This window comes from Streptomyces sp. NPDC051561 (assembly GCF_044454195.1).
Taxonomy (GTDB): domain Bacteria; phylum Actinomycetota; class Actinomycetes; order Streptomycetales; family Streptomycetaceae; genus Streptomyces.
The window spans coordinates 209,635-234,007 of sequence record NZ_JBITDM010000013.1; the positions used below are offsets into that span (position 1 = coordinate 209,635).

Consider the following 24,373-nt stretch of genomic DNA (forward strand, 5'->3'; position numbering starts at 1 on the left):
ACGGATCGCCGTACACATCGACGAAGACCCGAGGACTGTCTGCCATGACTGCCCCCCGCTCCATCCTGCGCCGACCCGCTCCACGCCCGGCCGCCGTGCGCCGCTCCCTCGCCGCGGCCGCCGCACTGCCGCTGCTGATCGGCGTGCTCGGCGCCTGCGGCTACGGCTCACAGGCGAAGAACGAGGACAAGGCCGTACCCGTCGCCAAGGGCGAGAAGATCGGCGGCCTCGACGAGGTGAGAATCGGCTACTTCGCCAATGTCACCCACGCCACCGCGCTGGTGGGCCTCCAGGAGGGCTTCTTCCAGAAGGAGTTGGGCGGCACCAGGATCAAGTCGCAGGTCTTCAACGCCGGCCCCTCCGAGATCGAGGCGCTGAACGCCAAGGCCATCGACGTCGGCTGGATCGGCCCCTCCCCCTCCATCAACGGCTACACCAAGTCCAAGGGCCAGAACCTGCGGATCATCTCCGGTTCCGCCTCCGGTGGCGTCTCGCTCGTCGTCAACGGGGACAGGATCAAGTCCCTGGACGACCTCAAGGGCAAGCGCCTGGCGACCCCGCAGCTCGGCAACACGCAGGACGTCGCGCTCCTGCACTACCTGGCCGGGAAGAAGCTCAAGGTCGACGCCACCACCGGCAAGGGTGATGTGACGGTGCTGCGCCAGGACAACAAGGAGATCCCGAACTCCTTCAAGTCCGGTGCCATCGACGGCGCCTGGGTCCCGGAGCCGACCGCCTCCAAGCTCGTCGCCGACGGCGCGAAGGTCCTGCTGGACGAGCGGACGCTGTGGAAGGACGGCAAGTTCGTCATCACCAACGTGATCGCCTCGCAGACCTTCCTCGCCCAGCACCCGGAGGTCGCCGAGGCCCTGCTGCGCGCCTCGGTGAAGACCAACGCGTGGATCAAGGCCAACCCGGAGAAGGCGAAGGCCAGCATCAACGCCCGGCTGAAGAAGGACTCCGGCAAGGAGCTGCCCGCCAAGGTGCTGGACCCCGCGTTCAAGAACGTCGAGGTCACCGACGACCCCCTCTCCGTCAGCCTGCGTGACTCGGCCGAGCACGCGGTGGGCACCGGCCTGCTCAAGAGCCCGCTGCTCGACGGCATCTACGACCTGCGGCCGCTGAACAAGGTCCTGAAGGCACAGGGCGGCCGGGCCGTCGAGGACGCCGGACTCGGCGCCAAGTAGTCGCCACCACCGCGCAGTTACGCCCATCTGTTACGCCCCTTGGAGGTGAGACCCATGGCCACCGCACTCGTCAAGCAGAACACCGCCGCCGCGCCGGTCGCGGACGGGACGGACGCGCGCTCGACGTCGTACGCCGCGCGCATCGACCACGTCTCGAAGTCGTTCGGCCGGCCGGGCCCGGGTCAGCAGCTCGTCCTGGACGACATCAGCATCGATGTCGCACCGGGCGAGTTCGTGACCCTCCTGGGGGCGTCCGGCTGCGGCAAGTCGACGCTGCTCAACCTGGTTGCCGGGCTGGACGCGCCGACCGCCGGAAGCATCGATGTGCCGGGCGGCCGTCCGGCGCTGATGTTCCAGGAACACGCCCTCTTCCCGTGGCTGACCGCGGGCAAGAACATCGAGCTGGCGCTCAAGCTGCGCGGCGTCGCCAAGGCGGAGCGCCGCCCGGAGGCGGAGCGACTGCTGGAACTCGTCCGGCTCAAGGGCGCGTACGGCAAGCGGGTGCACGAGCTGTCGGGCGGTATGCGCCAGCGTGTCGCCCTCGCCCGCGCCCTGGCCCAGGACAGCCAACTCCTGCTGATGGACGAGCCGTTCGCCGCGCTGGACGCCATCACCCGGGACGTACTCCACGAGGAACTCACCCGCATCTGGGCGGAGACCTCGGTGTCCGTCCTGTTCGTCACGCACAACGTGCGCGAGGCGGTGCGGCTGGCCCAGCGGGTCGTCCTGCTGTCCTCGCGGCCCGGGCGGATCGCCCGGGAGTGGCGGGTCGGCATCCCGCAGCCGCGCCGGATCGAGGATTCCGCGGTCGCCGACCTGTCCGTAGAGATCACCGAACAACTCCGTGGGGAGATCCGCCGACATGGCCAGCACTGACACCGACGCCGCGTCCGCCACCGAGGCGGACGTCCGGTCCCCCGGGAGCGCCGGCAAGAGCTCCGACCTCGCCGGGCTCGAAGCCGGTCTGGACGCCCTGGAGTCCCGAACGGCCGAGCGCGCCCCGTTCGGCCGGATCGTTCTCGCCAAGGTGGTCCCGCCGCTGGTCGCGGTCGCGATCGTGCTCACCCTCTGGCAGCTCGCGGCGGCCTCCGACGTCAAGCCGGACTACGTCCTGCCGGGCCCGCTGGACGTCTGGAGGTCCGTCGAGGCGATGTGGCTCGACGGCACCCTGCTCGGCTACATCTGGACCAGCATCTCGCGCGGCGCCCTCGGCTTCGTCGTCTCGGTGGCCATCGGCACCCCGCTGGGGCTGCTGGTGGCCCGGGTGAAGCCGGTTCGGGCGGCGATCGGGCCGATCCTGTCCGGCCTCCAGTCGCTTCCGTCCGTGGCCTGGGTGCCCGCCGCGATCATCTGGTTCGGCCTCACCGACACCACGATCTACGCCGTCGTCCTGCTGGGTGCCGTACCGTCGATCGCCAACGGCCTGGTGGCGGGCGTCGACCAGATCCCGCCGCTGTATCTGCGGGCGGGCCGCACCCTGGGCGCGACCGGACTGCACGCCGTCAGGCACGTCCTGCTCCCGGCCGCACTGCCCGGCTATCTGGCCGGACTCAAGCAGGGCTGGGCCTTCTCCTGGCGCTCGCTGATGGCGGCCGAGCTGATCGCCAGCTCGCCGGACCTGGGCACCGGGCTCGGCCAGCTGATGGAAAACTTCCGCACCTACAGCGACATGTCCGGCGTCCTCGCCACGATCCTGCTCATCCTGATCGTCGGCATCGGCATCGATCTGCTGTTCTTCTCGCCCCTGGAGCGTCGCGTGCTGCGCAGCCGCGGCCTCCTCGTCAGGAGCTGACCCCCATGCACGGCCCCGTCCCCCCGCCCGCACTCCTCCTCATCGCCCACGGCAGCCGCGACGCACGCCACGCGGCGACGGTGCGTGCGCTGGCGGCACGGGTGCGGGAGCGACAGCCGGGGACGCGCGTCGAAGTCTCCTTCCTGGACTTCAACTCGCCCTCGGTGCCGGATCAGTTGGCGCGTCTGGACTCCGCCGGACTGCGTGACGTCGTCGCCCTCCCCCTCCTCCTCACCCGCGCCTTCCACGCCAAGTCCGACATCCCGGCCGTGCTGCGGGAGGCGCCCGCTCGGCTGCGTATCGTCCTCGCGGACGTGCTGGGCCCCTCTCCCCTTCTGCTCGCCGCTGTCGAACGACGGCTGTACGAAGCCGGGCTGCGGCCCGAGGACAAGAGCTCGACCGGGGTCGTCCTGGCCTCGGCGGGCTCCACCGACCCGGAGGCGATCGCAGTGATCGCTGAAATTGCGCGGGAGCTGCGGCACACCGGTTGGTGCACCGTGCGGCCTGCGTTCGCCTCCGCTCTACTGCCCCGCACCGAGGACGTCGTGCGGGAACTCCGCGCGACGGGAGTACGCCGGGTGGCCGTCGCCCCGTACGTCCTGGCCCCGGGACGCCTGCCGGACCGGATCGGGCGGGGGGCGGCAGGGGCTGACGTACTGGCCCAGGTGCTGGGCGCGTCGGACGAACTGGCCGCGCTCGTCCTGGAGCGTTACGAGGAAGCGGCACTCCCCGTCCACGCCCTCGCCTCCTGACCCTGCGCTGCCTGCGCTGCCTGCGCGCGAAGCCAGGTCGGTCAGCTGAAGTCCAGTTTGCCCGCCCGAGTGCGCTTGAGTTCGAAGAAGCCCGCGTGGTTGGCCATCACGCGGAAGCTGTCGAAGAGGCGGGCGGCCTCCTCGCCCCGGGGGACGGCCTGGAGGACCGGGCCGAACCAGACCGTGCCGTCGACGTGGAGGGTCGGCGTGCCGACGTAGCCGCCGGCCTCCGGGTCGAAGCCGGCCTCGTGGCTGCGTCGCACCGCGTCGTCGTGCTGGGTTGAGTGCGCGGCCTCGGCGAGGTCGGCCGGCAGTCCCAGTGCGGCGAGGGACTGCGTGATCACCTCGTCGAAGTCCTTGTTCTTCTCGTGGTGGATGCGGGTGCCGAAAGCGGTGTAGAGGTCGCGCAGCACGCCGTCCCCCTCGCGCTCCGCCGCCGCGACGGCCACCCGCACCGGGCCGATCGACTTGTCGACCAGCTCGCGGTACCAGTCGGGCAGCTCGTTGCCCTCGTTGTGCAGGTAGAGGCTCATCGGGCGGAACCGGAGCGTGAGGTCGCGCTCCTTCTCGACCTCCAGCATCCAGCGGGAGGTGATCCAGGCGAAGGGGCACGCGGGGTCGAAGTAGAAGTCCACCGAGGTCGGCGAGGCGGGTGAATCGGGTGAGCCGGGTGAGGTCGGTGCGGAGTGGCTGTTCGATGTCGTCATGTCAGCGACCTTAGCCAGCGGGCGGCCCTGGGGGCCGGTCCACTTACGCCGTGTCCCGGTGGGCCAATTCCGCTGCTGCCACTGCTGCCGCCACTTCCTCCACCGGCATCGATCCCGCTGCGCGCCGCTCGCGTGCGAACTCGTTCGCCAGTCGCTGGAGCACCTCGTTGACCGGTGTCGGCACCCCGTGCAGGGCGCCGAGGAGGACTACTTCGCCGTTGAGGTAGTCGGCCTCGATGCTGCCGGTACCGCGCACCAGGCTCTGCCAGGACGAGCCGGCACCCGCCGCCCCGCTCTCCATCCGCACCTGGACGACCAGGCCGTCCCTGGCCGCCATGTGTTCGGCCTCGCCGACCGCTTCGATGCCCGCCGCCGCCAGGACCGCCCGGCCCTCGGCCATGGTGCGGGCGGCGAGGTCCAGACCGACGGGGGCGGACAGGGCCGGGGCGCCGCACACCGCGCCCAGGGAATTGAGGGTGTTGCTCAGCAGTTTGGAGTACTTCCAGCGCATCGCGTCCGGCACCACCGGCGCCGCGAAGCGCGACTTCTCCAGGTCTGCCGCGATCGCCGTGGCCGTCGCGTCGACACCCGTGGGGTAACGGCCGAGGTGCAGTACGCCGGTCATCGGATCCCCGGCCGCCGAGACCGCTCCAGGCTCGATGAATATCGCCGGGAGGTAGACGCACATCGCATACACCCGGCGGAAGCGGCGCAGCGCGAGCCGTTCGTTCTCGACGCCGTTCTGGGCGCAGACCACGGGCAGCATCTCGCCCGCCGTGCCGCCACCGGCGACCGGACGTCCGCTCCAGGCGTCGAGCGCGGCGACGCTGTCCTGGCTCTTGACCGCGAGCAGGAGTACGTCGTCGGGGCGCAAATCCACCTCCTCGGGACCTGCCGCACACGGGAGCCGGAGGGGCCGGGTGCCCTCGGGGGTGGTGAGCCGGAGTCCGGTCTCGCGCAGCGCCGCCAGTTGGGCGCCGCGGGCCACCAGCACCACCTCGTGCCCGCTCTCGGCCAGCTGTCCGCCGACTACCCCGCCGATCGCACCGGCCCCGATGATGACGTACCGCATACGGCTCTCCCTGCTCGTTCCACTCGTCCCGGTGTGGGCTCCCTCGCTATGGCTCGATCATGCATGCCCTGTCAACGGCCTTCACGGTGCGGTGAGTTCGACCAGTTTGCGTACCGTGTTCCAGTTTCGACTGGTGGGGATCAGCCCCTTGTTGAGGGCGGGCTTGGCGAGGGCTTCGGCGAGTTTGGAGCGGCCGAGGCCGCCCGGGGCGTACAGGTAGAGGACCTTGTCGCCGAGGCGGAATTCCTCCGGGAGGTACGCCTGGGTGTCGATGCCGGCGAAACGGTCCGGGCCGAGGGGGCCGGAGTAGTACGTGGCGTGGAGCTGCTTGCCTTCGAGTGCGTCGGCCGGGAAGGGGCAGCCGTCGGCCACGGCGCGCAGATAGGTGTGGTCGCGGACCAGACAGGCGACGGGGAAGCCGAAGTGCTTCTCGATGGCGGTTTCGAGGTCGCGGGCGAGGTCGTCCTGTGGAATGCCGGCGTCCGCGCCGAAGACCGCGTTCCCACTGTTGAGGTACGTCGTGATGTCCGTGTGCCCCAATTCCGCGAGAAGGCCGCGGAGTTCCGCCATCGGCACCTTGGCGCCGCCCACATTCACGCCGCGGAGCAGGGCGGCGTACCTCTTCGTCTTCATGCTCCCGACGATAAGGCGCGCCACTGACAATCGGCCGCCGCGCCCCGTGGGGGAAGGGCGCGGCGGCCGGTCTTCAGCAGGATCCCGTCAGGATGTCGCGGACTACTCGACGACCTTCAGGAGCTTGTTGGCGGTGCCCGCGGACGGGTTGGTGATCTTGTCCGGGGTGGCACCGCCGGTCAGGGCCTCGGCGACCTGCGCCGGGGTGGCGTCCTGGTGACCGGCCAGGTAGACCGCCGCCGCGCCGACCACGTGGGGGGTGGCCATGGACGTACCGGAGATGGTCTTGGTGCCGTCGTCGCTGTCGTTCCAGGAGGAGGTGATGTCCGACCCGGGGGCGTAGATGTCCACGATCGAACCGAAGTTGGAGAAGTCCGACTGGGCGTCCTCGTTGGTGGAGGAGGCGACCGTGATGGCCTCGGGGACGCGTGCCGGGGAGTAGTCCTTGGCGTCGCTGGCGTCGTTCCCGGCGGCGACCGCGAAGGTCACGCCGGAGGCGATGGCCTTCTGGACCGCAGCGTCGAGAGCCGGGTCGGCGCCCCCGCCCAGGCTCATGTTGGCGACGGACGGGCCCTTGTGGTTGGCGGTGACCCAGTCGATGCCCGCGACGACCTGCTCGGTGGTGCCCGAGCCGTTGTCGTCGAGCACCCGGACGGCGACGATCTTCGCCTTCTTGGCGACACCGTGGGCGGTGCCCGCGATGGTGCCGGCCACATGGGTGCCGTGGCCGTTGCCGTCGTCCGCGTTGTCGTCGTTGTCGACGGCGTCGAAGCCGGAGACGGCACGTCCGCCGAAGTCCTTGTGGCTGACCCGGACCCCGGTGTCGACGACGTACGCGGTGACGCCCTCACCGGCACTGTCGGGATAGGTGTACTTCTTGTCGCCTGCCGTGTCGGTCTGGTCGATGCGGTCGATGCCCCAGGACGGCGGGTTGTCCTGGGTGGCGTCGGCGGTGAACTTCTTGTTCTGCACGACCTTGGCGACGGCCGGGTCGGCCGCGAGCTGCTTGGCCTCGGTCTCGGTGAGGCCGGAGGCGGAGAAGCCGTTGATGGCGGAGCTGTAATTGCGCTTCAGCTCACCGCCGTAGTTCTTGGCGAGGGCCTTCTTGTCGGCCTTCTGGTCGAGCATCACGATGTAGCTGCCCGCCACCGCACCCGCCGCGTTCGCACCGTGGATGGTGCCCTGCGCCGGGGCCGCACCCGCCGTGGGGGCGGTGAGGGCGGTCATACCTGCCACGGCGGCAACGGTGGTTATCGCCGCGATCAGCTTGGTCTTGTGTATGGCCATGAAGAGGGGTCTCCTCGCCATTCTCTGTGGGGGGAATGTGTGGGGGTAACCCCCAAGGACCGGAAGTCCTCCGGGGGTTGGGTCGAAACACTGGCGGATTGACGGCGACAGATCAAGTCCTCCATACGGCCGTAATCCATTAAACAAAAATCCGTAATCAAAAATAGGGACAGTGCAGGCCGAGTCGGGCATTCGGTCAACTGGCCTTACTTGAAAGTCAGTTGGCGCCTTCACAAAAAGCCCGGCCCTTGCGAATATCACAAGGGCCGGGCTCCTTCACTTCTTCTCTTCATCTCCTCAATTGCGCACGAATGAAGGGCACCAGGGAGTGCGAAGAGGAAGCGGGCCGGGAAGTCGGGCGCGGAGGTTATCCGGGGAGTTCGGCCTCGATGAGGTCGGCGGCCCGCTTGGTGCCGCCCTCCTTCGTCATGTCGTCCGCGATCCGGGCGAGCCGGCCGGCCACTTCCGCGTCCGACACCAGCAACTCGGCCGTGCTGCGCAGGAGTTCGGCGGTGGCGTCCTCGGTGTCGATGCGCCGGGCCACCCCCAGCGCCTGGAGCATGTCGGCGTTGCCGAACTGATCGACGGCCTGCGGCACCGCGATCATCGGCGTACCGGTGGCCAGCCCTTCCTGACTGCCGCCCGCCCCCGCGTGGGTGACGAACAGTTCGGCCTGCTTGAGGATGCTCAACTGCGGTGCCCAGCGCGTCACTTCGACGTTGGCCGGGATCTCGCCGAGCTCGGACTCCTCGACGAACCGGCCGATCTGGAGCACCAGGTGCCAGCCCGGCAGATCACCGAAGGCCTTGAGGCATGCGCGGTAGAAGGCGGGCTGCTTGGTGAAGGACGAGCCGAGGGAGACCAGAGCGACCTTCTCCGCCCCGGCCGGACGCCGCCACTCCCCCTGCTCCGCCCGCTCGCCCTGGCAGGCGCCGACGAAGGTGTGGACCGTCTCGTCCACCCGGTCGGCGTTCGGCTGGAGCGCCTTGGGGATGAGGACGAGGGAGCGGGCGGGCTCGATGAACCTGAAGAAGTCGTCCGCGGGCATGTCGTTCTCCCGCAGCCAGTCGCTGAAGCGGGTCATGTAGGCCTGCCCCCGCTCGGTCTTCAGGAGTTCGGCGTACATCGGCTCCGTCACCTCCTCGTGGTACCCCTCCCACGCGACCATGTTCGGCGACAGGGAGATGGCGGGCACGCCCCACCGGTGGGCGAGGATCGGCGCCGGGTAGCCGGTGATGTCATGGATGACGAGGTCGGGCTCGTCCCCCTCGAAGGCCTTGATCAGCTGCGGCAGCGCCTGGATGCCGTTCTCCAGGAACGGCTCGATGTTGTCGATGAGTTCGGTGCCCCAGACCTCCGGGTCGGCGTCCTCGTCCGGCAGGGTCGAGGTGTAGATCACCGGCTCGGCGCCGGTGGCGGCGACCTTGTCGGCGTACGAGGCGGGGATCGCGTAACTCACGCGGTGCCCCCGCGCGACCAGTTCCCGTACCACCTCAAGACTCGGATTGACGTGCCCCGGGAAGGCGATGGAGAACATGGCGATGTGCGCGGCAGCGCGAGGCGTGCCGGTGCGAGGCGTGGCAGTCATGCGCACACCGTAAGCGAGACGGAACGTCTCGTGCAACCTATTTCAGACCTCCGGCGTGTCAGCCCCGGCTCTCAGCGCTGATAGCGGCCCAGCACCAAGTTCCCGTCCTTCTCCAGGCGTTGACGCAGTCCGGCCTCGTCGATCGCCCCGCTGTAGTACTCCTGGTACGCGGGCGTGGCGACCTTGTCCTTCCACTCCGGGTATCCGCGCACGGCCTGCGCGGGGGCCGCCTTCAGATGGGCGGCGAGTGCGGTTCCGGTGGCCCAGCCGTCCTTCTCGGCGTGCAGCGCCGGGGCCCTGAGCGCCTCGGTTCCGGTCGGCAGCATCCAGTCGCCCTGGGCGAGGCGCACCATGTTCTCCGACCGCAGGAAGAAGTCGATGAACTCGACGGCCTCCTTCTTGTACGGACTGTCCTCGGACACCGAGAGCGTCTGCGGACTCACCCCCTGGGTCAGCCCGTCCTTGCCCGCCGGGGCCGGCAGCACGGTCCATTCGAAGCCCTCGGGCGCCTGCTCGTTGATCTGCTGGCGGTAGGAGAACCCCAGCGGGACCATCGCGTACTTGCCGCCGAAGAACCCGGGCAGGGTGTCCGAGCCGCCCATGCCGAGGGTGGCGGAGGAGGCCGAGTGATCGGTGTTGACCTGGTCGTGGACGGTGCCGGGCACCACCTCGTCGTCCTCGGTGAAACGGATGCGGTACTTCCCGTCCTCGCCCCGCCGGAACAGCTCGCCGCCCGCCGTCAGGCCCAGGTTGAGGGTGGCCGACACCGGTTCCTTGAGCGGCCAGGCGACGCCGTACTTCTTGGGACCCATGTCGGTGGTCAGCTTCTTCGCGACGTTCCTGAACTCGTCCCAGGTCCACGGCTGCCGGGGCGTGGGGATCCGCACTCCGGAGGCCTTGAGCAGCTTGGAGTTGGCGATCAGGACGCGCGGCTCCTGGAGGAAGGGAACGCCGTACACCTTCTTGTCGAAGGTGGCGGTCTCCCAGCTCTGCCGCGGGACGTCCTTGCTCAGCCGGTTCAGAGGACCGTTGAGGTACGGGGTGAGATCGGCGAGGTCGCCGCCGTACGCGAAGTCGGCCAGGTCGTCGGAGGCATCGTGGATGAGGTCGGGGGCCTCGCCGCCCTCGAAGGAGGTGAGCAGCTGGTCATGGACATTGTCCCAGCTCCCCTGGACGTACTCGATCCGCACCTTGGGGTGGGCTGCGTTCCACTCCTTCACCAACTGCTTGTTGATCTCGATGGACTCCTTCTGCCAGGCCAGCGACTGGAAGCGGAGGGTGATCACCCCGTTCTTGTCGGGGCCCCGCTCGGTGGCCGCACAGCCGGAGAGGAGGAGCACGCCGCAGAGCGCGACGGGGAGCCACTTGGCGCGCATCAGCTCTTCACCGCCCCGGCCAGCATCCCGCCGGTGATCCGCTTCTGGATGATCGAGAAGATCACCAGCGAGGGCAGGGTGGCGAGGAAGGCGGCCGCGGCCAGCGGGCCGAGGTCGGCGACGCCCTCGGTGCCGATGAAGTGGGTGAGGATGACCGGCAAGGTCTGCTTCTCCGGGGACTTGAGCAGGACGAGCGCGAAGAAGAACTCGTTCCATGCGGTGATGAACGCGAACAGCGCGGTGGCGACGAGTCCGGGCGCGAGCAGCGGCGCGGTGACCGAGACGAGAGTACGGAGCCGGCCCGCTCCGTCCACGGCGGCGGCCTCCTCCAGCTCGGGCGGCACCGCGCGGACGTACCCCACCAGCATCCACAGCGCGAAGGGCAGCGACCAGACGACGTACACCATGATCAGACCCGGCAGCGAGTTGATCAGATGCAGGTTCTTAAGGATCAGGAACAGCGGAATGATCACCAGCACGAACGGGAACGCCTGGCTGATCACCACCCAGCCGGTCGCGGCGGTGGTCAGCCGGGATCGGTGGCGGGCCATCACGAAGGCCATCGGGGTGGCGATGAGGACGGCGATCAGCGCGGCCGAGAACGCCGCGAGGAGGCTGTTGAGGGCGGCGTCCAGCAGCGGCTGCTCATCGAAGGCCTGGCGGAAGTTGTCGAGGCTGGGGTCCTTGGGGATCCAGGTGGGGTGCAGGTCGCCGAGCTCGCGCGGGGACTTGAAGGCCGTCGAGACCAGCCAGAGGAACGGGAAGGCGAGGAAGACCAGGTACGCGAGGAGCGCGAGGTACTGGCCGGCCCGTACGGGTTTGCTGACGCGGAGGAAGCTCAACTGTCCTCGCCTCCCTTGAGACGGCCCACCAGGAACAGGGCGAGGAGTACCGAGATGACCGCGACCATCACACAGCCCATGGCGGCGGCGTACCCGAACTGGCCGTAACGGAAGGCCTGTTCGTAGGCGAAGAGCATCGGGAGGCGGGTCCGGCCGCCCGGTCCGCCGCTGGTCAGGACGTAGACCAGGGCGAAGGAATTGAAGTTCCAGATGAAGTTGAGCGCGGTGATGGACAGCGCGATGGGCCGGATCGCGGGCCAGGTGACGGTACGGAAGCGGCGCCAGGCACCGGCGCCGTCGAGGGCGGCGGCCTCGTGCAGTTCGTGCGGAGTGTTCTGGAGTCCGGCGAGCAGGGCGACGGTGGTCTGCGGCATGCCCGCCCAGATGCCGACGATGATCACGGCGGGGAGGGCGGTGGCGAGTCCCGTCAGCCAGTCACGGCCGTCTCCGAGGCCCAGGTTGCCGAGTGTCTCGTTCAGGATGCCCGCGTCGGGGTTGTAGACGAGGCGCCACATGATGCCGACGACGACCTCCGGCATGGCCCAGGGAATGATCGCCAGGGCGCGTGCCAGCCACCGGAACCGGAGGTTCTGGTTGAGCAGCAGGGCCAGCCCCATCGCCAGCAGGAACTGCGGCACGGTGACACCGACCGCCCACACCAGCCCGATCCGGAACGACTCCCAGAAGAGGGTGTCGTGGATCAGGTCCTGGAAGTTGAGGGTGCCGATCCACTGGGTGGGGGCGGTGCGGCCGGACTGGGCGTCGGTGAAGGAGAGCGCGATGCCGTAGAGCAGCGGGCCGACGCTGAGGACCAGGATGGGAATCAGGGCGGGGAGAACCAGGAACCAGGCGCCGAAGTCGGGGCGCCGGCCGGTGGGTGGCCGGTCGGCGGGCGGTCTGCCCGGTCTGCCCGACTGCCCTTTTTCAGTAGCCAATGACACGAATTAGGCTCCTTAGGGCAGATCGGACTGTTGTGTGGTGTTCTGGACGCTCAGGCGGCCCCCGTCATCGTGCTGACGGGCCGTCGGTTCGTCAAGGCAACCTGCGCGGCCTGCCTGCACGGATGCGAGACTTTGAGGGATTCACCACCTGTTCCCTGACAACTGGGAACTATCCGCACGGGAGAGCACGACGATGGACGAGACGCGCGCACGCGAGGTGCTGGAGGCGACCGGGCTCGCGGCCGGGGCGAAGCTGCTGTCCCTGGGCGAGAACGCGGTGTTCGCCGTGGAGGGTGCGGACGGTGCCTTCGTGGCGAAGGTGGGCCGGGACTCCCCCGACCTGGCGGCCCGTGCGGAGCGTGAACTGGCCGTGGGTGAGTGGCTGGCTACGGCGGGGGTCCCCGCGGTACGCCCGGCCGCCGCGAAGCCGTGGCTGGTGGACGGCCACCCGGTCACCCTCTGGCACAGGCTGCCGGAGGCGGTCCGGCCGTCCGAGCCGCGTGATGTGGCCTCCCTCCTCAACCTGGTCCACGCGCTGCCCGCACCGCCGTTCGCGCTGCCCGCCCGGGAGCTGCTGGGTGGCGTGGAGCGGTGGCTGCGCCTGGCCGGGGATGCGATCGATGCCGAGGACGCGGTGTATCTGCGAGGCCGTCGGGACGGGTTCGCGGCGGCGGCCGCGGCACTGAATCCGCGCCTGGCCCCCGGGCCGATTCACGGGGACGCGCTGCCGCGCAACGTCCTTGTCGGGCCCGAAGGGCCGGTCCTGGTCGACCTGGAGACCTTCTCCTCGGACTTCCGCGAACACGACCTGGTCGTCATGGCACTCTCCCGGGACCGGTACGGACTCCCCGACGAGGCCTACCAGGGATTCGTCTCGACCTACGGCTGGGACGTCCGCGAGTGGGACGGCTGTACGGTGCTGCGCGGGGCCCGCGAAACGGCCAGCTGCGCGTGGGTCGCCCAGCACGCCCCGACCAACCCCAAGGCGCTGGTCGAGTTCCGCCGCCGGGTGGCGTCCCTCCGGGAGAACGACCCGCAGGTGCGGTGGTACCCGTTCTGAGCGGGTGACGGCGGCGCACGCAAGGAGGCGCCACCACGGGCAGAGCGAGGCGCCGCCACCGGCGGAGCGCGCAACTACACCCCCGTGCCGGCCGCACTGGGCGCCCGCACCGGCCAGGCCGGATCGATCACCGCGTCCGGTGTCCCCTTGGTGCGAAGGAACTCCTGGAACCCACTCGCCCAGTCCGCGTACCACCGCACCTGCTCCTGGTGCAGCTCCTGCAAGGAGAGCGCCGCGATCGACGGATGCCGCTCGGCTATCGCCAGAGCCACCCGCACCGCCGCCACCGCGTCCGCCGACGCCTCGTGCGCCCCGTCCAGCACCACCCCGTACTCCACGCACACCGCCTCCAGCGTCCGCTTGCCCCGCCGATAGCGGTCGACCGCACGGTCGATGGTCAGCGGGTCCACCACCGGGCCCAGTCCCGCGTCGCCCGTCCGCTCCGCCATCCGGTCCCCCAGCGCCGGCAGCCCATGTCTGGCCAGCTCAGCCGAGAGCATCGTCAGATCGAAAGCGGCGTTGTACGCGACGACCGGAACCCCTCGCGCCCAGTTCTCCACCAGCAGTGAGGCGACCTCGTCCGCGACCTCCCGCACCGGGCGTCCCTCACTGGCCGCCCGCTCATTGCTGATCCCGTGTATCGCCGAGGCCTGGGCCGGAATCCGAACTCCCGGATCAGCGAGCCACAACCGCTGCCCCACCACGTCCCCGCCCCGCACCTCGACCACCGCGGCCGTCACGATGCGCGACTCCAGCGGTTCCGTACCCGTGGTCTCCAGGTCGAAGCCGATCAGCGATTCCCCGTGCCATCCCATTGCTGGGCCTCCTTCGGTGTTCTCCCCCAACGGAAAACAACCCTCGCACGCACCACTGACAATCGGCTCCGAAGATCACCGGCCGGAGATGCGACGCGCCCTCAGGACAGAGCATCCGGACCCTCAGGAGACCGGCCGCGAGTCCGTCCACACCGATTCGAATTCCTCCCGGTATGTCTCGAAGAGGCCGTGCTCGGTGTCCTGCCCGTGCCGCACCACCCCGTCGCGCCCGCCCCGCCCGCCGCCACGCAGCACCAGCACCGGCGCCTCCATCCCCCGCGCCCGGCGCAGATACGACTGCACCACCGCCAGGCCGCCAGGACCGTCCCCGTCCACCAGGTACGCCGTGAAGCGGGGCGTCTCGTCGAACACCTGGATCTGGAAGGCGCCCGGGTCGCGCAGCAGCGCCCGCACCCGCCGCATATGGAGGATGTTCATCTCCACCGAGCGACTCAACTCACCCTTTTTCAGGCCGAGTTCCCGCTCCCGCCGCTTCACCGCGCTGCTCGCCGGATTGAGGAAGAGCAGCCGCACCCGGCACCCCGCCTCCGCCAGCCGCACCAGCCGCCGCCCGGAGAAGTTCTGCACCAGCAGATTGAGACCTATCCCGATCGCGTCCACCCGCCGCGCCCCGCCGAAGAGGTCCTCGGCCGGCAGCTGCCGCTGCAAGCGCACCCGGTCGGGGTGGACCGAGACCACATCCGCGTACCGGTCGCCCACCAGCGACTCCACCGCGTCCACCGGCAGCCGGTCTGCCGACGGGGCGCCCGACCCCGCGCCCAGGATCTCCAGCAGCCGCGAGGACGCCCGCTCCGCCTGGGCGAGCACCGTCACCGACAGCGCCCGGTTGCGGGAGACGACGTTGCGGGTCACCTCCAGCTCGTCCAGCGCGAGTTCGACGACCCTGCGGTCCTCGTAGTACGGCTCGAAACACGGCCAGTGCTGCACCATCAGCTCCCGCAGCTGAGGGAGCGTGAGGAAGCTGAGGACGTTGTCGTCGGCGGGGTCGAGCAGATAGCCCTTGCGGCGGCTGACCTCACGTACCGCGACGGCCCGCTGCACCCACTCCTGCCCTGCGGGCCCCGCGGCGGCCACCACCCACTCCTCGCCGTGCACCGGTTCGTACACGGGGCGCAGCACGGCGGCGACGACGGCCCGCATCCGCTGTTCGACGAGGTTGAGCCAGATGTAGGCGCGGCCGGCCCGCTGGGCGCGCGTGCGCACCTCGCTCCAGGCGTCCGTGCCCCAGTCCAGTTCCGCGCCGATCTCCATCGGCCGCGCGAGCGAGACCGTACCGGGCGGGATGTCGCCCGAGCCCCCCTCGTGACCCGTGTCACCTGGGGGTAGCTCCAGCCCTCCCGAGCTCACCCACGCACCGCCTTCTGAACGCTTTTTGGACCATCGTCAACGATCAAGGAAGGGTACTCCGCATGGGGTGGCGGGTGCAGCCGTTCCCCGAGACGACGGGGAGAAAGCACCAGAAGGCCACAACCGCTGTGTGGGCAGCCCGCATTGGAGGAGGATTCCGGGGAAGATCTGACGCTACGGCGTCCGCTGAGTGGGAGAGTCGAGTCGATGCAGATCTGGCCGGGAGAGGCTTACCCCCTGGGCGCCACGTACGACGGCGCCGGCACCAACTTCGCGGTCTTCTCGGAGTCCGCGGAACGAGTCGAGCTGTGCCTGCTGAACGACGACGGCTCGGAGATGGCCGTCGAACTGCGGGAGAGCGACGCCTTCGTACGCCACGCGTATTTGCCCGGCGTCATGCCGGGCCAGCGCTACGGCTACCGGGTGCACGGCCCCTACGACCCCGCCCAGGGGCTGCGGTCCAACTCGGCCAAGCTGCTCCTCGACCCGTACGCGAAGGCGATAAGCGGCGAGATCGAGTGGGGCGAGTCGGTCTACGGCTACCACTTCGGCAAGCCGGACTCCCGCAACGACCAGGACTCCGCCCCGCACACCATGACCTCGGTGGTGATCAACCCGTACTTCGACTGGGGCGACGACCGACCGCCGCGCACCGAGTACCACCAGACGATCCTCTACGAGGCGCACGTCAAGGGCCTCACCATGCTGCACCCGGACCTCCCGGACGAACTGCGCGGTTCGTACGGCGCCCTGGCGCATCCGGTGATCATCGACCATCTGGTCGAACTGGGCGTCACCGCTCTGGAGTTGATGCCGGTGCACCAGTTCGTGAACGACCACAGGCTGGTCGACGCGGGCAAGCGCAACTACTGGGGCTACAACACCATCGGCTTCTTCGCCCCGCACAACAGCTATGCCTCCTGGGGCGACCGGGGCGAGCAGGTCCTGGAGTTCAAGACCGCGGTGAAGGCGCTGCACGAGGCGGGCATCGAGGTCATCCTGGACGTGGTCTACAACCACACGGCGGAGGGCAACCACCTGGGGCCGACGCTGTCGTTCCGGGGACTGGACAACCAGTCGTACTACCGGCACACGGACGACCCGAAGTACTACATGGACACCACCGGCACCGGCAATTCACTGCTGATGCGCTCGCCGCACGTACTCCAGATGATCATGGATTCGCTGCGGTACTGGGTCACCGAGATGCATGTGGACGGGTTCCGCTTCGACCTGGCGGCGACGCTGGCCAGGCAGTTCCACGAGGTGGACCGGCTCTCCTCGTTCTTCGACCTGGTGCAGCAGGACCCGGTGGTGAGCCGGGTGAAGCTGATCGCGGAGCCCTGGGACGTGGGCGAGGGCGGCTATCAGGTGGGCAACTTCCCGCCGCTGTGGACGGAGTGGAACGGGAAGTACCGGGACACCGTGCGCGACATGTGGCGCGGTGAGCCGCAGACGATAGCGGAGTTCGCGGGGCGTCTGACCGGTTCCTCGGACCTCTACCAGGACGACGGGCGGCGCCCGCTGGCCTCCATCAACTTCACCACCTGCCACGACGGCTTCACGCTGCACGACCTGGTGGCGTACAACGACAAGCACAACGACGCCAACGGCGAGGGCAACCGGGACGGCGAGAGCCACAACCGGTCCTGGAACTGCGGCACGGAGGGCGCCACCGAGGACCACGAGATCGTCAGGCTCCGCGCCCGCCAGATGCGCAACTTCATCGCCACCCTGATGCTCTCGCAGGGCGTGCCGATGCTCAGCCACGGCGATGAGTTCGCCCGCACCCAGCACGGCAACAACAACGCCTACTGCCAGGACAACGAGCTGTCCTGGGTGCCCTGGCCGCGTGCCGGGGAGCAGGACGGCGCGGGGGATGCCGAGGAGGAGGGCACCCTGCTGGCCTTCACCAGCGCGATGGTGGCGCTGCGCCGCGAGCACCCGGTCTTCCGGCGCCGTCGCTTCTTCCACGGCCGCGCGGTGCGCGGCACCCACGACGAGCTCTCCGACATCGCGTGGTTCACCCCGGAGGGTGAGGAAATGGAGCAGGAGGACTGGGAGGCCGCGCACGCCAAGGCGCTGACCGTGTTCCTGAACGGGGAGGCGATCTCGGAGCCGGGGCCGCGCGGCGAGCGGATCACCGACGATTCGTTCCTGCTGATGTTCAACGCGAGTGCGGAGACCATCGACTTCCATGTTCCGGCGGACCACGGCCGGCAGTGGCAGGTCGTCGTGGACACCGCCCGTGAGGACGGGGTGCCGCCGGGGACGGGCGCGAAGCACGACGGCGGGGAACACATCACGTTGATCGGGCGGTGTCTGACGGTGCTTCAGCGTCCCGCGTAGCCTGTTCAGCATCGGCCGTTGTCACGGGAGTTGTCACGGTGCGTCCTCGCGCGGCGCGAGGGCGCACCGTCCAGGCGAGACCCGCGCACAGTACGGCGGCCCCGATCGCGACGGCGAACGCGGCGGGCGGTCCGCTGGTCTCCGCGAGGCGCCCGGAGAGGGCGAGCGCGAGGGCCTGGCCACCGACGATTCCGCTCATCAGCCAGGCCATCGACTCGGCCAGGCGGCGGCCGGGGACGACGCGTTCGGTGAGCCCGAAGATCGTGATCATGTGCGGGGCGTACGCCACACCGAGGACGACCACCACGACGTACAGCGCCCACAGGCTCCCCACGAACACCAGCGGCACCGACAGCACCACCAGCGCGGCAGTGGCGGCGCGCCAGCGGGTGGAGAGGCCGATCCGGGCGGGCACGGCGGCCATCGAGAAGCCCGCGACGGCGCTCATGACGCCCATCGCGGCATAGACCAGGCCGGCCTGTTCCGGCATTCCGAGGTCTTCGGTGAGGGCGGTGATGCCCGCCTGGGACGCACCGAACATGGCGCCCTGGAGGGCCATGGAGGCACGCAGCGCGTAGACGGATCCGGGCAGCCTCGTACGTTCGGTGGAGGCGGTGCGCGCGGCGGGGCGTAGCAGGGATGCCGTCGGATGCAGGGCGAACCACGTACCGCATACGGCGAGTAGTGCGGCGGCCACCAGGAGGGCGGCGGCCGGGTGCGCGACGGCGACGGCGAGGCCGACGAGGGCGGGCCCGAGGACGAAGGTGACCTCGTCCAGGGTGCCTTCGAAGGAGAGGACGGTGCCGATGAGGCGTTCGTCGGCGTTCCCGCGGTGGGCGAGCGCCAGGGTCCGGGTGCGTGACATCGGGCCGATCTGCGGTACGGAGGCACCGGCGACGACGGCGATCAGCGCGAGCGGCAGGGTCTCGGTCCGGGCGAGAGCGGCCAGGACCAGGGCGGTCACGGCGACCGCGTTGAGCAGGGTCGCGGAGAGCACGACGACCCGCTGTCCGCGCCGGTCGGCGGCCCTGCCCAACAGGGGTCCGCCGACCGTCTGTCCGGCTGCCAGCGCGCCGCCCACCAGGCCCGCCGTGCCGAGGCTGCCGCTGGTTTCGGCGACCAGGAGGAGGGTGCCGAGCTGGCACATGGCGAGGGGGAGGCGGCCGAAGAACGAGATCAGGGGCAGCACGGGGCCCGTCAGCGCGATGGCTTCCCGATAGCTCTGCCGGTATGTGCTCAGAGCCCCGGAATTCTTCCGTTTGCCCTGCTTCTTCCGTGCCGTGTTCCCGGCCTTGCCCGCTGCCTTGTTCCCCAGCTTGTTCTGTGCCGTGCTCTCTGCCCTTTTCTCTCCAGCCATCAGACGAAATTATCCTTGCGTGCACGCGTGGGTGCATGGGCTGATGACACAGAAGCCCCGAATGCGGGTACGTAGGTTCGCATGACGCCGACCTCCACCTACCGCCTCCAGCTGCAGCCCTCCTTCCCCTTCTCGGCGGCCGCCGCGGCGGTGCCGTACCTGGCCTCCCTGGGGGTCTCCCATCTGCACCTTTCCCCCGTGCTTGAGGCCGTTCCCGGCTCCCTGCACGGGTACGACGTGGTGGACCACGCACGCATACGCGAGGAGCTGGGCGGCGAGGAGGGGTTACGCGCACTCGCGCGCACCGCCCGCGCGCACGGCCTCGGCCTGGTCCTGGACATCGTCCCCAACCACATGGCCGTCCCCACCCCCGAGCACCTCAACAGGCAGCTGTGGGAGGTGCTCCGCGACGGCCCCACCTCCCGCTACGCGTCCTGGTTCGACCTGGACTGGGAGGCGGGCGACGGCCGGATCCTGCTCCCCGTTCTCGGCGGGCGGCTCGGCGCCGAACTGGAGCACCTCGGCGTCGAGGACGGCGTACTGCGCTACTTCGACCACGCCTTCCCGCTGCGCGAGGGCACCGAGAAGCTGCCGCTGCCCGAGCTGCTCGACGCCCAGTGGTACCGGCTCTCCTGGTGGCGGCTGGCCCGCACGGAGCTCAACTACCGCCGCTTCTTCACCATTTCGGACCTGATAGGGGTGCGGGTGGAGCATCCGGAGGTGTTCGCCGCCACCCACGGGAAGATCCTGGAGCTGGTACGGGACGGGGTCGTCGAAGGGCTGCGGATCGACCACCCGGACGGGCTTGCCGCACCCGGCGCCTACCTCCGCCGGCTCTCCGACGCCACCATCGAGGCTGCGGACGGGTCGGGCCGCACGGTGTGGACCGTCGTCGAGAAGATCCTCACCGGCGAGGAGCGGCTGCCCGCCGACTGGCCGGTGGCCGGTACGACGGGTTACGACGCCCTGCACCGGATCGACGGACTGTTCGCCGATCCCACCGGGGCCGACGAACTCACCGAGTACTACCGCACGTTCGCCGACCCGCCGGGCGACCGCGGCGGCTACTGGGCGGCGACCACCCGCCGGGCCGCGTACCGCATCCTCACCCACGAACTGGCCGCCGAGACCGGTTACCTGGTGCGCTGCGCCGGACGCGTCTGCGCGGCCGACCCGGCCCTGCGCGACCACGCCCCGTGGGCCCTGCGCACCGCCCTGCGCGAACTGCTGGTCCGGATGCCCGTCTACCGCCCGTACGTCGCGGCCGGCGGGCCCACGCCCGAGGAGGCGGAGGCGACGCTGCCGCCCGAGGCGGTACGGGAGGCGAAGGCGGTGTTCGCCGTCCCGGAGGAGGCCGAAGCGGTTGATGTCGTACGGGAGTTGGCGCTGGGGAAGCTCGGGGCGGGGCCGGACCACCGGGCCTTCTGCGCCCGTTTCGCGCAGACCTCGTCGGCGCTGCGGGCCAAGTCGGTGGAGGACACCGCGTTCTACCGGTACACACCGCTGCTGTCGGCGGCCGAGGTGGGTGGGGACCCCGGGCGTCCCGCCGTCTCACCGGAAGAGTTCCACGCCTTCTGTGCCCGGCTGGCCAGGGACTGGCCGGCCACCGGGACCGTGCTGTCCACGCACGACACCAAGCGGAGTGCGGATGTACGGGCACGGCTGGCCGCGCTGACCGAGTGCCCGCGGCAGTGGGCCGGGCTGCTCGACCGGGTCGCCGGGACGGCCGCGGCACCGGATCCGCACGCGGCCTGGGTGGCGTGGCAGACGGCGGTGGCCGTACCCGGCGCCGGGGTGGACCGGCTGGTTCCGGCGATGCTGAAGGCGGCCAGGGAGGCCGGGCTGCACACCAGTTGGACGGAGCAGGACACGGCGTACGAGCAGGCGCTGGAGGGGTTCGTGCGGTCGGGGCCCGGGGGAACAGCACGCTACGAACTCGGCGTGTTCGCAAGGGAGTTGGTGCCGCTCGTGCGGGTGAACGTACTCGGGGCGGCGTTGGTGCAGCTGACGATGCCGGGGGTGCCCGAGTTGTACCAGGGGTCGGAGCGGGAGTGTCTGACCCTGGTGGATCCGGACAATCGGCGGGTGGTGACCTTCGACGAGGGGGCGCTGGGGAGGGTACTGGGGGCCGCCGCGCCCCAGGGGCCGTCCGGCGCGCGCCGCCCTTCCGTGGCCAACGGCCCCACGGACCTCTCCGAGGAGAAACTCGCCCTGACCACGCGTGCGTTGCGGCTGCGCCGCGCGCACCCGGAGACCTTCGGCGAGACGGCGACGTACACCCCGCTGGCCGCCCGGGGCCCGGCGGCCCGCCACTGCGTGGCGTTCGCACGCGCCGGGGAGGCGGTCACGGCGGTTACCCGGTTGTCCCTGCGGCTCGCGGAGTCGGGTGGGTGGACGGACACCGTGCTGGATCTTCCGGAGGGCAGGTGGGTGGATCAACTGGGCGATCAGGGGCGTGAGTTCGAGGGCGCGACGCCGGTGGCCGAACTGTTCACCGAGCGGCCGGTGGCGTTGCTGGTGCGGGTTCGGGAAGGGGGAAGCAGGTAGGCCGTTCGGGCGGCGGCGCCGTTCCCCCCAGCAGCTCCGCGAACCTCGCCGCCGCCCCCGACAGCTCGACCCGCGAGTACACCGTCAACGCCCTCCTCCACGGCGGCGTCACCGAGAGAACGACGCAGTCCTCCCCCACCGCCCCCCGCACCACATGCGCCGGCGCCGTAGCCACCCCGACCCCCGCTGCCGCCATCCGTACCGCCGTGGAGGTGTGCTCGGTCCTCACCGCCGTGCGGGGCGCGAAGCCCGCTCGCTCACAGACCCAGTCGAGGAAGGGACGCCCTTCCACCACCGCCTCCATCGCGCACCGGACCCAGTAGTGCGCGGACAGTTCCTCCAGGCGGACCGTCGTGCGCCCGGCGAGGGGGTCGTCGAAGGGGACCACCAGCACGATCTCCTCCACTCCCACCCGCACCACGGGCCCCGTCCAGTGCGTGGGCTCGGGGCCCACCGCCAGGTCGGCGACGCCCCTTTCGACGTGGTCCTCCAGGGCCTCGGTGGTGGCGTATTCGTGCAGGTGGAGGGCGACACCCGGATGCTCACGGCGCCACTGGGCGAAGACCTCGGGGAGGATACCGACGGCCACCGAGTGGAGGGCTGCGATATGCAGTTCGCCGCCCTCGGCTCCGGCTGCCGCGCGGGCCGCCCGGCGTGCCTGCACCGCGCTGCGGACGGCGCGTTCGGCGTGCGGGAGGTAGGCGCGGCCCATCACGGTGAGGCCGACGCCACGGGGTCTGCGTTCGAGCAGCGGCCCGCCGACGGACTTCTCCAGGGCCTTGATCTGGTGCGAGAGGGCGGGCTGGGTGACATGCAGCAGCTCGGCGGCCCGGGTAAAGGACTCCTCCTCGACAACGGTGAGGAAGTACTCCATCTGACGCAGACTCACAGCGCTCCACTCCCTCAGGTCCCATCACCAGCACCGCGCATGTCATAAACACCGTGCCTCACATAAACACCGTGCATCACAGCCAGACAATTATTGCCTTAGACGCATCACCCCTGGTCGGCGGAGGGTGAGGGCATGAACAACAGCGACGTGAAGACGGCAAACGGCGTATTCGACGTGATCGTCATCGGTGGTGGCACCGGCGGCTACAGCACCGCCCTGCGCGCCGCCGCCCTCGGTCTGAGCGTCCTGCTCGCCGAGCGCGACAAGGTCGGCGGCACCTGTCTGCACCGTGGCTGCATCCCCTCCAAGGCGATGCTGCACGCCGCCGAACTGGTGGACGGCATCGCGGAGGCCCGGGAGCGCTGGGGTGTGAAGGCGACGCTGGACTCGGTGGACTGGCCGGCCCTGGTGGCGACACGGGACGACATCGTCTCGCGCAACCACAAGGGGGTGGAGGGTCATCTGTCGCACGCCGGCGTCGAAGTGGTGCGCGGCAGCGCCCAGTTGACGGGTCCTCGTACGGTACGAGTGGCGGGTCACGGGGAGTTCACCGCGCGGCGCGGCATCGTTCTGGCGACCGGTTCGCGGCCCAGGACACTGCCCGGTCTGGAGCCCGACGGCCACCGGGTCGTGACGAGTGACGACGCTCTCTTCGCTCCCGGGCTGCCCGCGTCCGTGCTGGTGCTGGGCGGCGGGGCGATCGGGGTCGAGTACGCGTCCTTCCACCGGTCGATGGGCGCCGAGGTCACTCTGGTGGAGGCGGCGGAGCGTCTCGTACCGCTCGAAGACCTGGAGGTGAGCCGCCACTTGACGCGCGGGCTGAAGAAGCGCGGCATCCAGGTGTGGACCGGGTCGCGGATGCTGGAAGCGGAGGTGCTGGAGAACGGGGTGCGGGCGACCGTACGGACCTCGCGCGGCGAAACCCGTACCGTCGGGGCGGAACGTCTGCTGGTCGCCGTCGGCCGGGTCCCGGTGACGGACGGACTCGGCCTGGCGGCGGCCGGACTGGCCACGGACGAGCGGGGATTCGTGGCTCCGGCAAACTGGTCGCGGCTGGAGACCTCGGTGCCCGGCATCCATGTGGTCGGCGACCTGCTGCCGCCGCCGTCCCTCGGCCTGGCGCACGCCTCCTTCGCGGAGGGCCTGCTGGTGGCCGAGACGCTGGCCCAGGTCCCCTCGCCGCCGGTGGACTACGCGGCGGTCCCCCGCGTGACGTACTCCTCGCCGCAGACGGCGGCCGTCGGCCTGAGCGAGGCCGAGGCCCGTGCCCGCGACCTGGACGTGGTGGTGAACACGATGCCGCTGACCGCCGTCGCCAAGGGCATGGTGCACGGTCAGGGCGGGGTGGTGAAGGTCGTCGCGGAGCGCGAGGGTCGGGTCCTCGGCGTCCACCTGGTCGGCCCGAACGTCTCGGAGATGATCGCCGAGAGCCAGCTCATCGTCGGCTGGGACGCCGAACCCGCCGACGTCGCCCACCACATCCACGCCCACCCCACCCTCTCCGAGGCGGTCGGCGAAACCTTCCTCACCCTGGCGGGCCGGGGCCTGCATCAGCAGTAGGCGCGGGGCAGAGCAACGGGGGCGAGAAGCGGGGGCGCGGGAGTGAGGTGCGGGACAAGGAGGGGGAGCAGGAGCAGGAGCAGCCTGGCGCAGAGCCGCAGCCCGGCGTACGGAGCCGGGGCGGCGGCACACCGAAGGGGGGGGGGGGGGGGGGGGGGGGGCCCCCCCCCCCCCCCCCCCCCCCCCGCCGGCGCGGGCGGGGGGGGGCCCGCGCCGGGCCGGCCGCGGGCGCGGGCCCGCGCGGCGCC

General features: G+C 70.3%; 20 protein-coding genes. 8 read left to right on the forward strand and 12 right to left on the reverse strand.

What is annotated here, in order from left to right; all coding sequences use genetic code 11:
• Nucleotides 1-44: 44 nt before the first annotated feature.
• Genes ACIA73_RS26745 through ACIA73_RS26760 form a run of 4 tightly spaced genes read left to right on the forward strand, consistent with a single transcriptional unit; the run spans nucleotide 45 to nucleotide 3,731 of the window.
• A complete protein-coding gene (locus ACIA73_RS26745) occupies nucleotides 45-1,187 on the forward strand; it encodes an aliphatic sulfonate ABC transporter substrate-binding protein (RefSeq protein ID WP_399441265.1) in 1,143 nt (380 codons plus the stop codon).
• 54 nt (nucleotides 1,188-1,241) lie between these two features.
• Nucleotides 1,242-2,063: an ABC transporter ATP-binding protein gene (locus ACIA73_RS26750; RefSeq protein ID WP_399441266.1), complete on the forward strand. Its 822-nt coding sequence runs from the start codon at nucleotides 1,242-1,244 to the stop codon at nucleotides 2,061-2,063.
• Nucleotides 2,050-2,979: an ABC transporter permease gene (locus tag ACIA73_RS26755; RefSeq protein ID WP_399441267.1), complete on the forward strand. Its 930-nt coding sequence runs from the start codon at nucleotides 2,050-2,052 to the stop codon at nucleotides 2,977-2,979. The genes ACIA73_RS26750 and ACIA73_RS26755 overlap by 14 nt, the downstream gene beginning before the upstream one ends.
• A gap of 5 nt (nucleotides 2,980-2,984) precedes the next feature.
• Nucleotides 2,985-3,731 (forward strand): sirohydrochlorin chelatase, encoded by a 747-nt coding sequence (locus ACIA73_RS26760; protein ID WP_399441268.1) that lies wholly within the window; start codon nucleotides 2,985-2,987, stop codon nucleotides 3,729-3,731.
• 41 nt (nucleotides 3,732-3,772) lie between these two features.
• On the opposite strand, the gene ACIA73_RS26765 is transcribed toward ACIA73_RS26760, so the two are convergent.
• The 8 genes from ACIA73_RS26765 to ACIA73_RS26800 all read right to left on the reverse strand — a co-directional run bounded on the left by ACIA73_RS26765 (nucleotide 3,773) and on the right by ACIA73_RS26800 (nucleotide 12,177).
• Nucleotides 3,773-4,438: a DsbA family protein gene (locus ACIA73_RS26765; protein WP_399441269.1), complete on the reverse strand. Its 666-nt coding sequence runs from the start codon at nucleotides 4,436-4,438 to the stop codon at nucleotides 3,773-3,775.
• Between the two features lie 43 nt (nucleotides 4,439-4,481).
• Complete coding sequence (locus ACIA73_RS26770) at nucleotides 4,482-5,510, reverse strand: ketopantoate reductase family protein (protein ID WP_399441270.1); 1,029 nt, start codon at nucleotides 5,508-5,510, stop codon at nucleotides 4,482-4,484.
• A gap of 81 nt (nucleotides 5,511-5,591) precedes the next feature.
• Nucleotides 5,592-6,143, reverse strand: a complete 552-nt coding sequence (locus tag ACIA73_RS26775) for a DUF1697 domain-containing protein (protein WP_399441271.1) — start codon at nucleotides 6,141-6,143, stop codon at nucleotides 5,592-5,594.
• A 102-nt stretch (nucleotides 6,144-6,245) separates the two neighbouring features.
• Entirely contained in the window at nucleotides 6,246-7,430 is a 1,185-nt protein-coding gene (locus ACIA73_RS26780; protein ID WP_399441272.1) for a S8 family peptidase, read from the reverse strand.
• A gap of 367 nt (nucleotides 7,431-7,797) precedes the next feature.
• On the reverse strand, nucleotides 7,798-9,018 hold the full coding sequence (gene mgt / locus ACIA73_RS26785) for a macrolide-inactivating glycosyltransferase (protein WP_399441274.1): 1,221 nt from the start codon (nucleotides 9,016-9,018) through the stop codon (nucleotides 7,798-7,800).
• Nucleotides 9,019-9,089: 71 nt separating this feature from the next.
• Nucleotides 9,090-10,394, reverse strand: a complete 1,305-nt coding sequence (locus tag ACIA73_RS26790) for an ABC transporter substrate-binding protein (protein WP_399441275.1) — start codon at nucleotides 10,392-10,394, stop codon at nucleotides 9,090-9,092.
• Nucleotides 10,394-11,236: a carbohydrate ABC transporter permease gene (locus tag ACIA73_RS26795; RefSeq protein WP_399441276.1), complete on the reverse strand. Its 843-nt coding sequence runs from the start codon at nucleotides 11,234-11,236 to the stop codon at nucleotides 10,394-10,396. The genes ACIA73_RS26790 and ACIA73_RS26795 overlap by 1 nt, the downstream gene beginning before the upstream one ends.
• A complete protein-coding gene (locus ACIA73_RS26800) occupies nucleotides 11,233-12,177 on the reverse strand; it encodes a carbohydrate ABC transporter permease (protein ID WP_399441277.1) in 945 nt (314 codons plus the stop codon). Before ACIA73_RS26800 ends, ACIA73_RS26795 begins: the two co-directional genes overlap by 4 nt.
• Before the next feature lie 193 nt (nucleotides 12,178-12,370).
• Between ACIA73_RS26800 and ACIA73_RS26805 the strand changes: the two genes are divergently transcribed.
• On the forward strand, nucleotides 12,371-13,237 hold the full coding sequence (locus ACIA73_RS26805) for a phosphotransferase enzyme family protein (protein ID WP_399441278.1): 867 nt from the start codon (nucleotides 12,371-12,373) through the stop codon (nucleotides 13,235-13,237).
• Nucleotides 13,238-13,311: 74 nt separating this feature from the next.
• On the opposite strand, the gene ACIA73_RS26810 is transcribed toward ACIA73_RS26805, so the two are convergent.
• Both ACIA73_RS26810 and ACIA73_RS26815 read right to left on the reverse strand, forming a co-directional pair.
• Entirely contained in the window at nucleotides 13,312-14,052 is a 741-nt protein-coding gene (locus ACIA73_RS26810; protein WP_399441279.1) for a 3'-5' exonuclease, read from the reverse strand.
• A 123-nt stretch (nucleotides 14,053-14,175) separates the two neighbouring features.
• Complete coding sequence (locus ACIA73_RS26815; protein ID WP_399441280.1) at nucleotides 14,176-15,420, reverse strand: SAV2148 family HEPN domain-containing protein; 1,245 nt, start codon at nucleotides 15,418-15,420, stop codon at nucleotides 14,176-14,178.
• 207 nt (nucleotides 15,421-15,627) lie between these two features.
• Between ACIA73_RS26815 and glgX the strand changes: the two genes are divergently transcribed.
• The gene (gene glgX / locus ACIA73_RS26820) at nucleotides 15,628-17,769 is read left to right on the forward strand and encodes a glycogen debranching protein GlgX (RefSeq protein ID WP_399441281.1); all 2,142 of its coding nucleotides are present in this window, start codon (nucleotides 15,628-15,630) and stop codon (nucleotides 17,767-17,769) included.
• Here glgX and ACIA73_RS26825 read toward each other — a convergent pair.
• A complete protein-coding gene (locus ACIA73_RS26825) occupies nucleotides 17,723-19,009 on the reverse strand; it encodes an MFS transporter (RefSeq protein ID WP_399441296.1) in 1,287 nt (428 codons plus the stop codon). The two genes, glgX and ACIA73_RS26825, sit on opposite strands and share 47 nt — an antisense overlap.
• A gap of 198 nt (nucleotides 19,010-19,207) precedes the next feature.
• Between ACIA73_RS26825 and treY the strand changes: the two genes are divergently transcribed.
• On the forward strand, nucleotides 19,208-21,673 hold the full coding sequence (treY, locus tag ACIA73_RS26830) for a malto-oligosyltrehalose synthase (RefSeq protein WP_399441282.1): 2,466 nt from the start codon (nucleotides 19,208-19,210) through the stop codon (nucleotides 21,671-21,673).
• Here treY and ACIA73_RS26835 read toward each other — a convergent pair.
• The gene (locus ACIA73_RS26835) at nucleotides 21,618-22,547 is read right to left on the reverse strand and encodes a LysR substrate-binding domain-containing protein (RefSeq protein WP_399441297.1); all 930 of its coding nucleotides are present in this window, start codon (nucleotides 22,545-22,547) and stop codon (nucleotides 21,618-21,620) included. The genes treY and ACIA73_RS26835 overlap by 56 nt on opposite strands.
• A gap of 150 nt (nucleotides 22,548-22,697) precedes the next feature.
• Between ACIA73_RS26835 and lpdA the strand changes: the two genes are divergently transcribed.
• Nucleotides 22,698-24,125 (forward strand): dihydrolipoyl dehydrogenase, encoded by a 1,428-nt coding sequence (gene lpdA / locus ACIA73_RS26840; protein ID WP_399441283.1) that lies wholly within the window; start codon nucleotides 22,698-22,700, stop codon nucleotides 24,123-24,125.
• The last annotated feature ends 248 nt before the right edge of the window (nucleotides 24,126-24,373 follow it).

Excerpts from the sequence above, each read along its gene's own strand:
- ACIA73_RS26745 (WP_399441265.1), top strand. The coding sequence starts at position 45 with ATGACTGCCCCCCGCTCCATCCTGCGCCGACCCGCTCCACGCCCGGCC.
- ACIA73_RS26750 (WP_399441266.1), top strand. The coding sequence starts at position 1,242 with ATGGCCACCGCACTCGTCAAGCAGAACACCGCCGCCGCGCCGGTCGCG.
- ACIA73_RS26755 (WP_399441267.1), top strand. The coding sequence starts at position 2,050 with ATGGCCAGCACTGACACCGACGCCGCGTCCGCCACCGAGGCGGACGTC.
- ACIA73_RS26760 (WP_399441268.1), top strand. The coding sequence starts at position 2,985 with ATGCACGGCCCCGTCCCCCCGCCCGCACTCCTCCTCATCGCCCACGGC.
- ACIA73_RS26765 (WP_399441269.1), bottom strand. The coding sequence starts at position 4,438 with ATGACGACATCGAACAGCCACTCCGCACCGACCTCACCCGGCTCACCC.
- ACIA73_RS26770 (WP_399441270.1), bottom strand. The coding sequence starts at position 5,510 with ATGCGGTACGTCATCATCGGGGCCGGTGCGATCGGCGGGGTAGTCGGC.
- ACIA73_RS26775 (WP_399441271.1), bottom strand. The coding sequence starts at position 6,143 with ATGAAGACGAAGAGGTACGCCGCCCTGCTCCGCGGCGTGAATGTGGGC.
- ACIA73_RS26780 (WP_399441272.1), bottom strand. The coding sequence starts at position 7,430 with ATGGCCATACACAAGACCAAGCTGATCGCGGCGATAACCACCGTTGCC.
- mgt (WP_399441274.1), bottom strand. The coding sequence starts at position 9,018 with ATGACTGCCACGCCTCGCACCGGCACGCCTCGCGCTGCCGCGCACATC.
- ACIA73_RS26790 (WP_399441275.1), bottom strand. The coding sequence starts at position 10,394 with ATGCGCGCCAAGTGGCTCCCCGTCGCGCTCTGCGGCGTGCTCCTCCTC.
- ACIA73_RS26805 (WP_399441278.1), top strand. The coding sequence starts at position 12,371 with ATGGACGAGACGCGCGCACGCGAGGTGCTGGAGGCGACCGGGCTCGCG.
- ACIA73_RS26810 (WP_399441279.1), bottom strand. The coding sequence starts at position 14,052 with ATGGGATGGCACGGGGAATCGCTGATCGGCTTCGACCTGGAGACCACG.
- glgX (WP_399441281.1), top strand. The coding sequence starts at position 15,628 with ATGCAGATCTGGCCGGGAGAGGCTTACCCCCTGGGCGCCACGTACGAC.
- treY (WP_399441282.1), top strand. The coding sequence starts at position 19,208 with ATGACGCCGACCTCCACCTACCGCCTCCAGCTGCAGCCCTCCTTCCCC.
- ACIA73_RS26835 (WP_399441297.1), bottom strand. The coding sequence starts at position 22,547 with ATGGAGTACTTCCTCACCGTTGTCGAGGAGGAGTCCTTTACCCGGGCC.
- lpdA (WP_399441283.1), top strand. The coding sequence starts at position 22,698 with ATGAACAACAGCGACGTGAAGACGGCAAACGGCGTATTCGACGTGATC.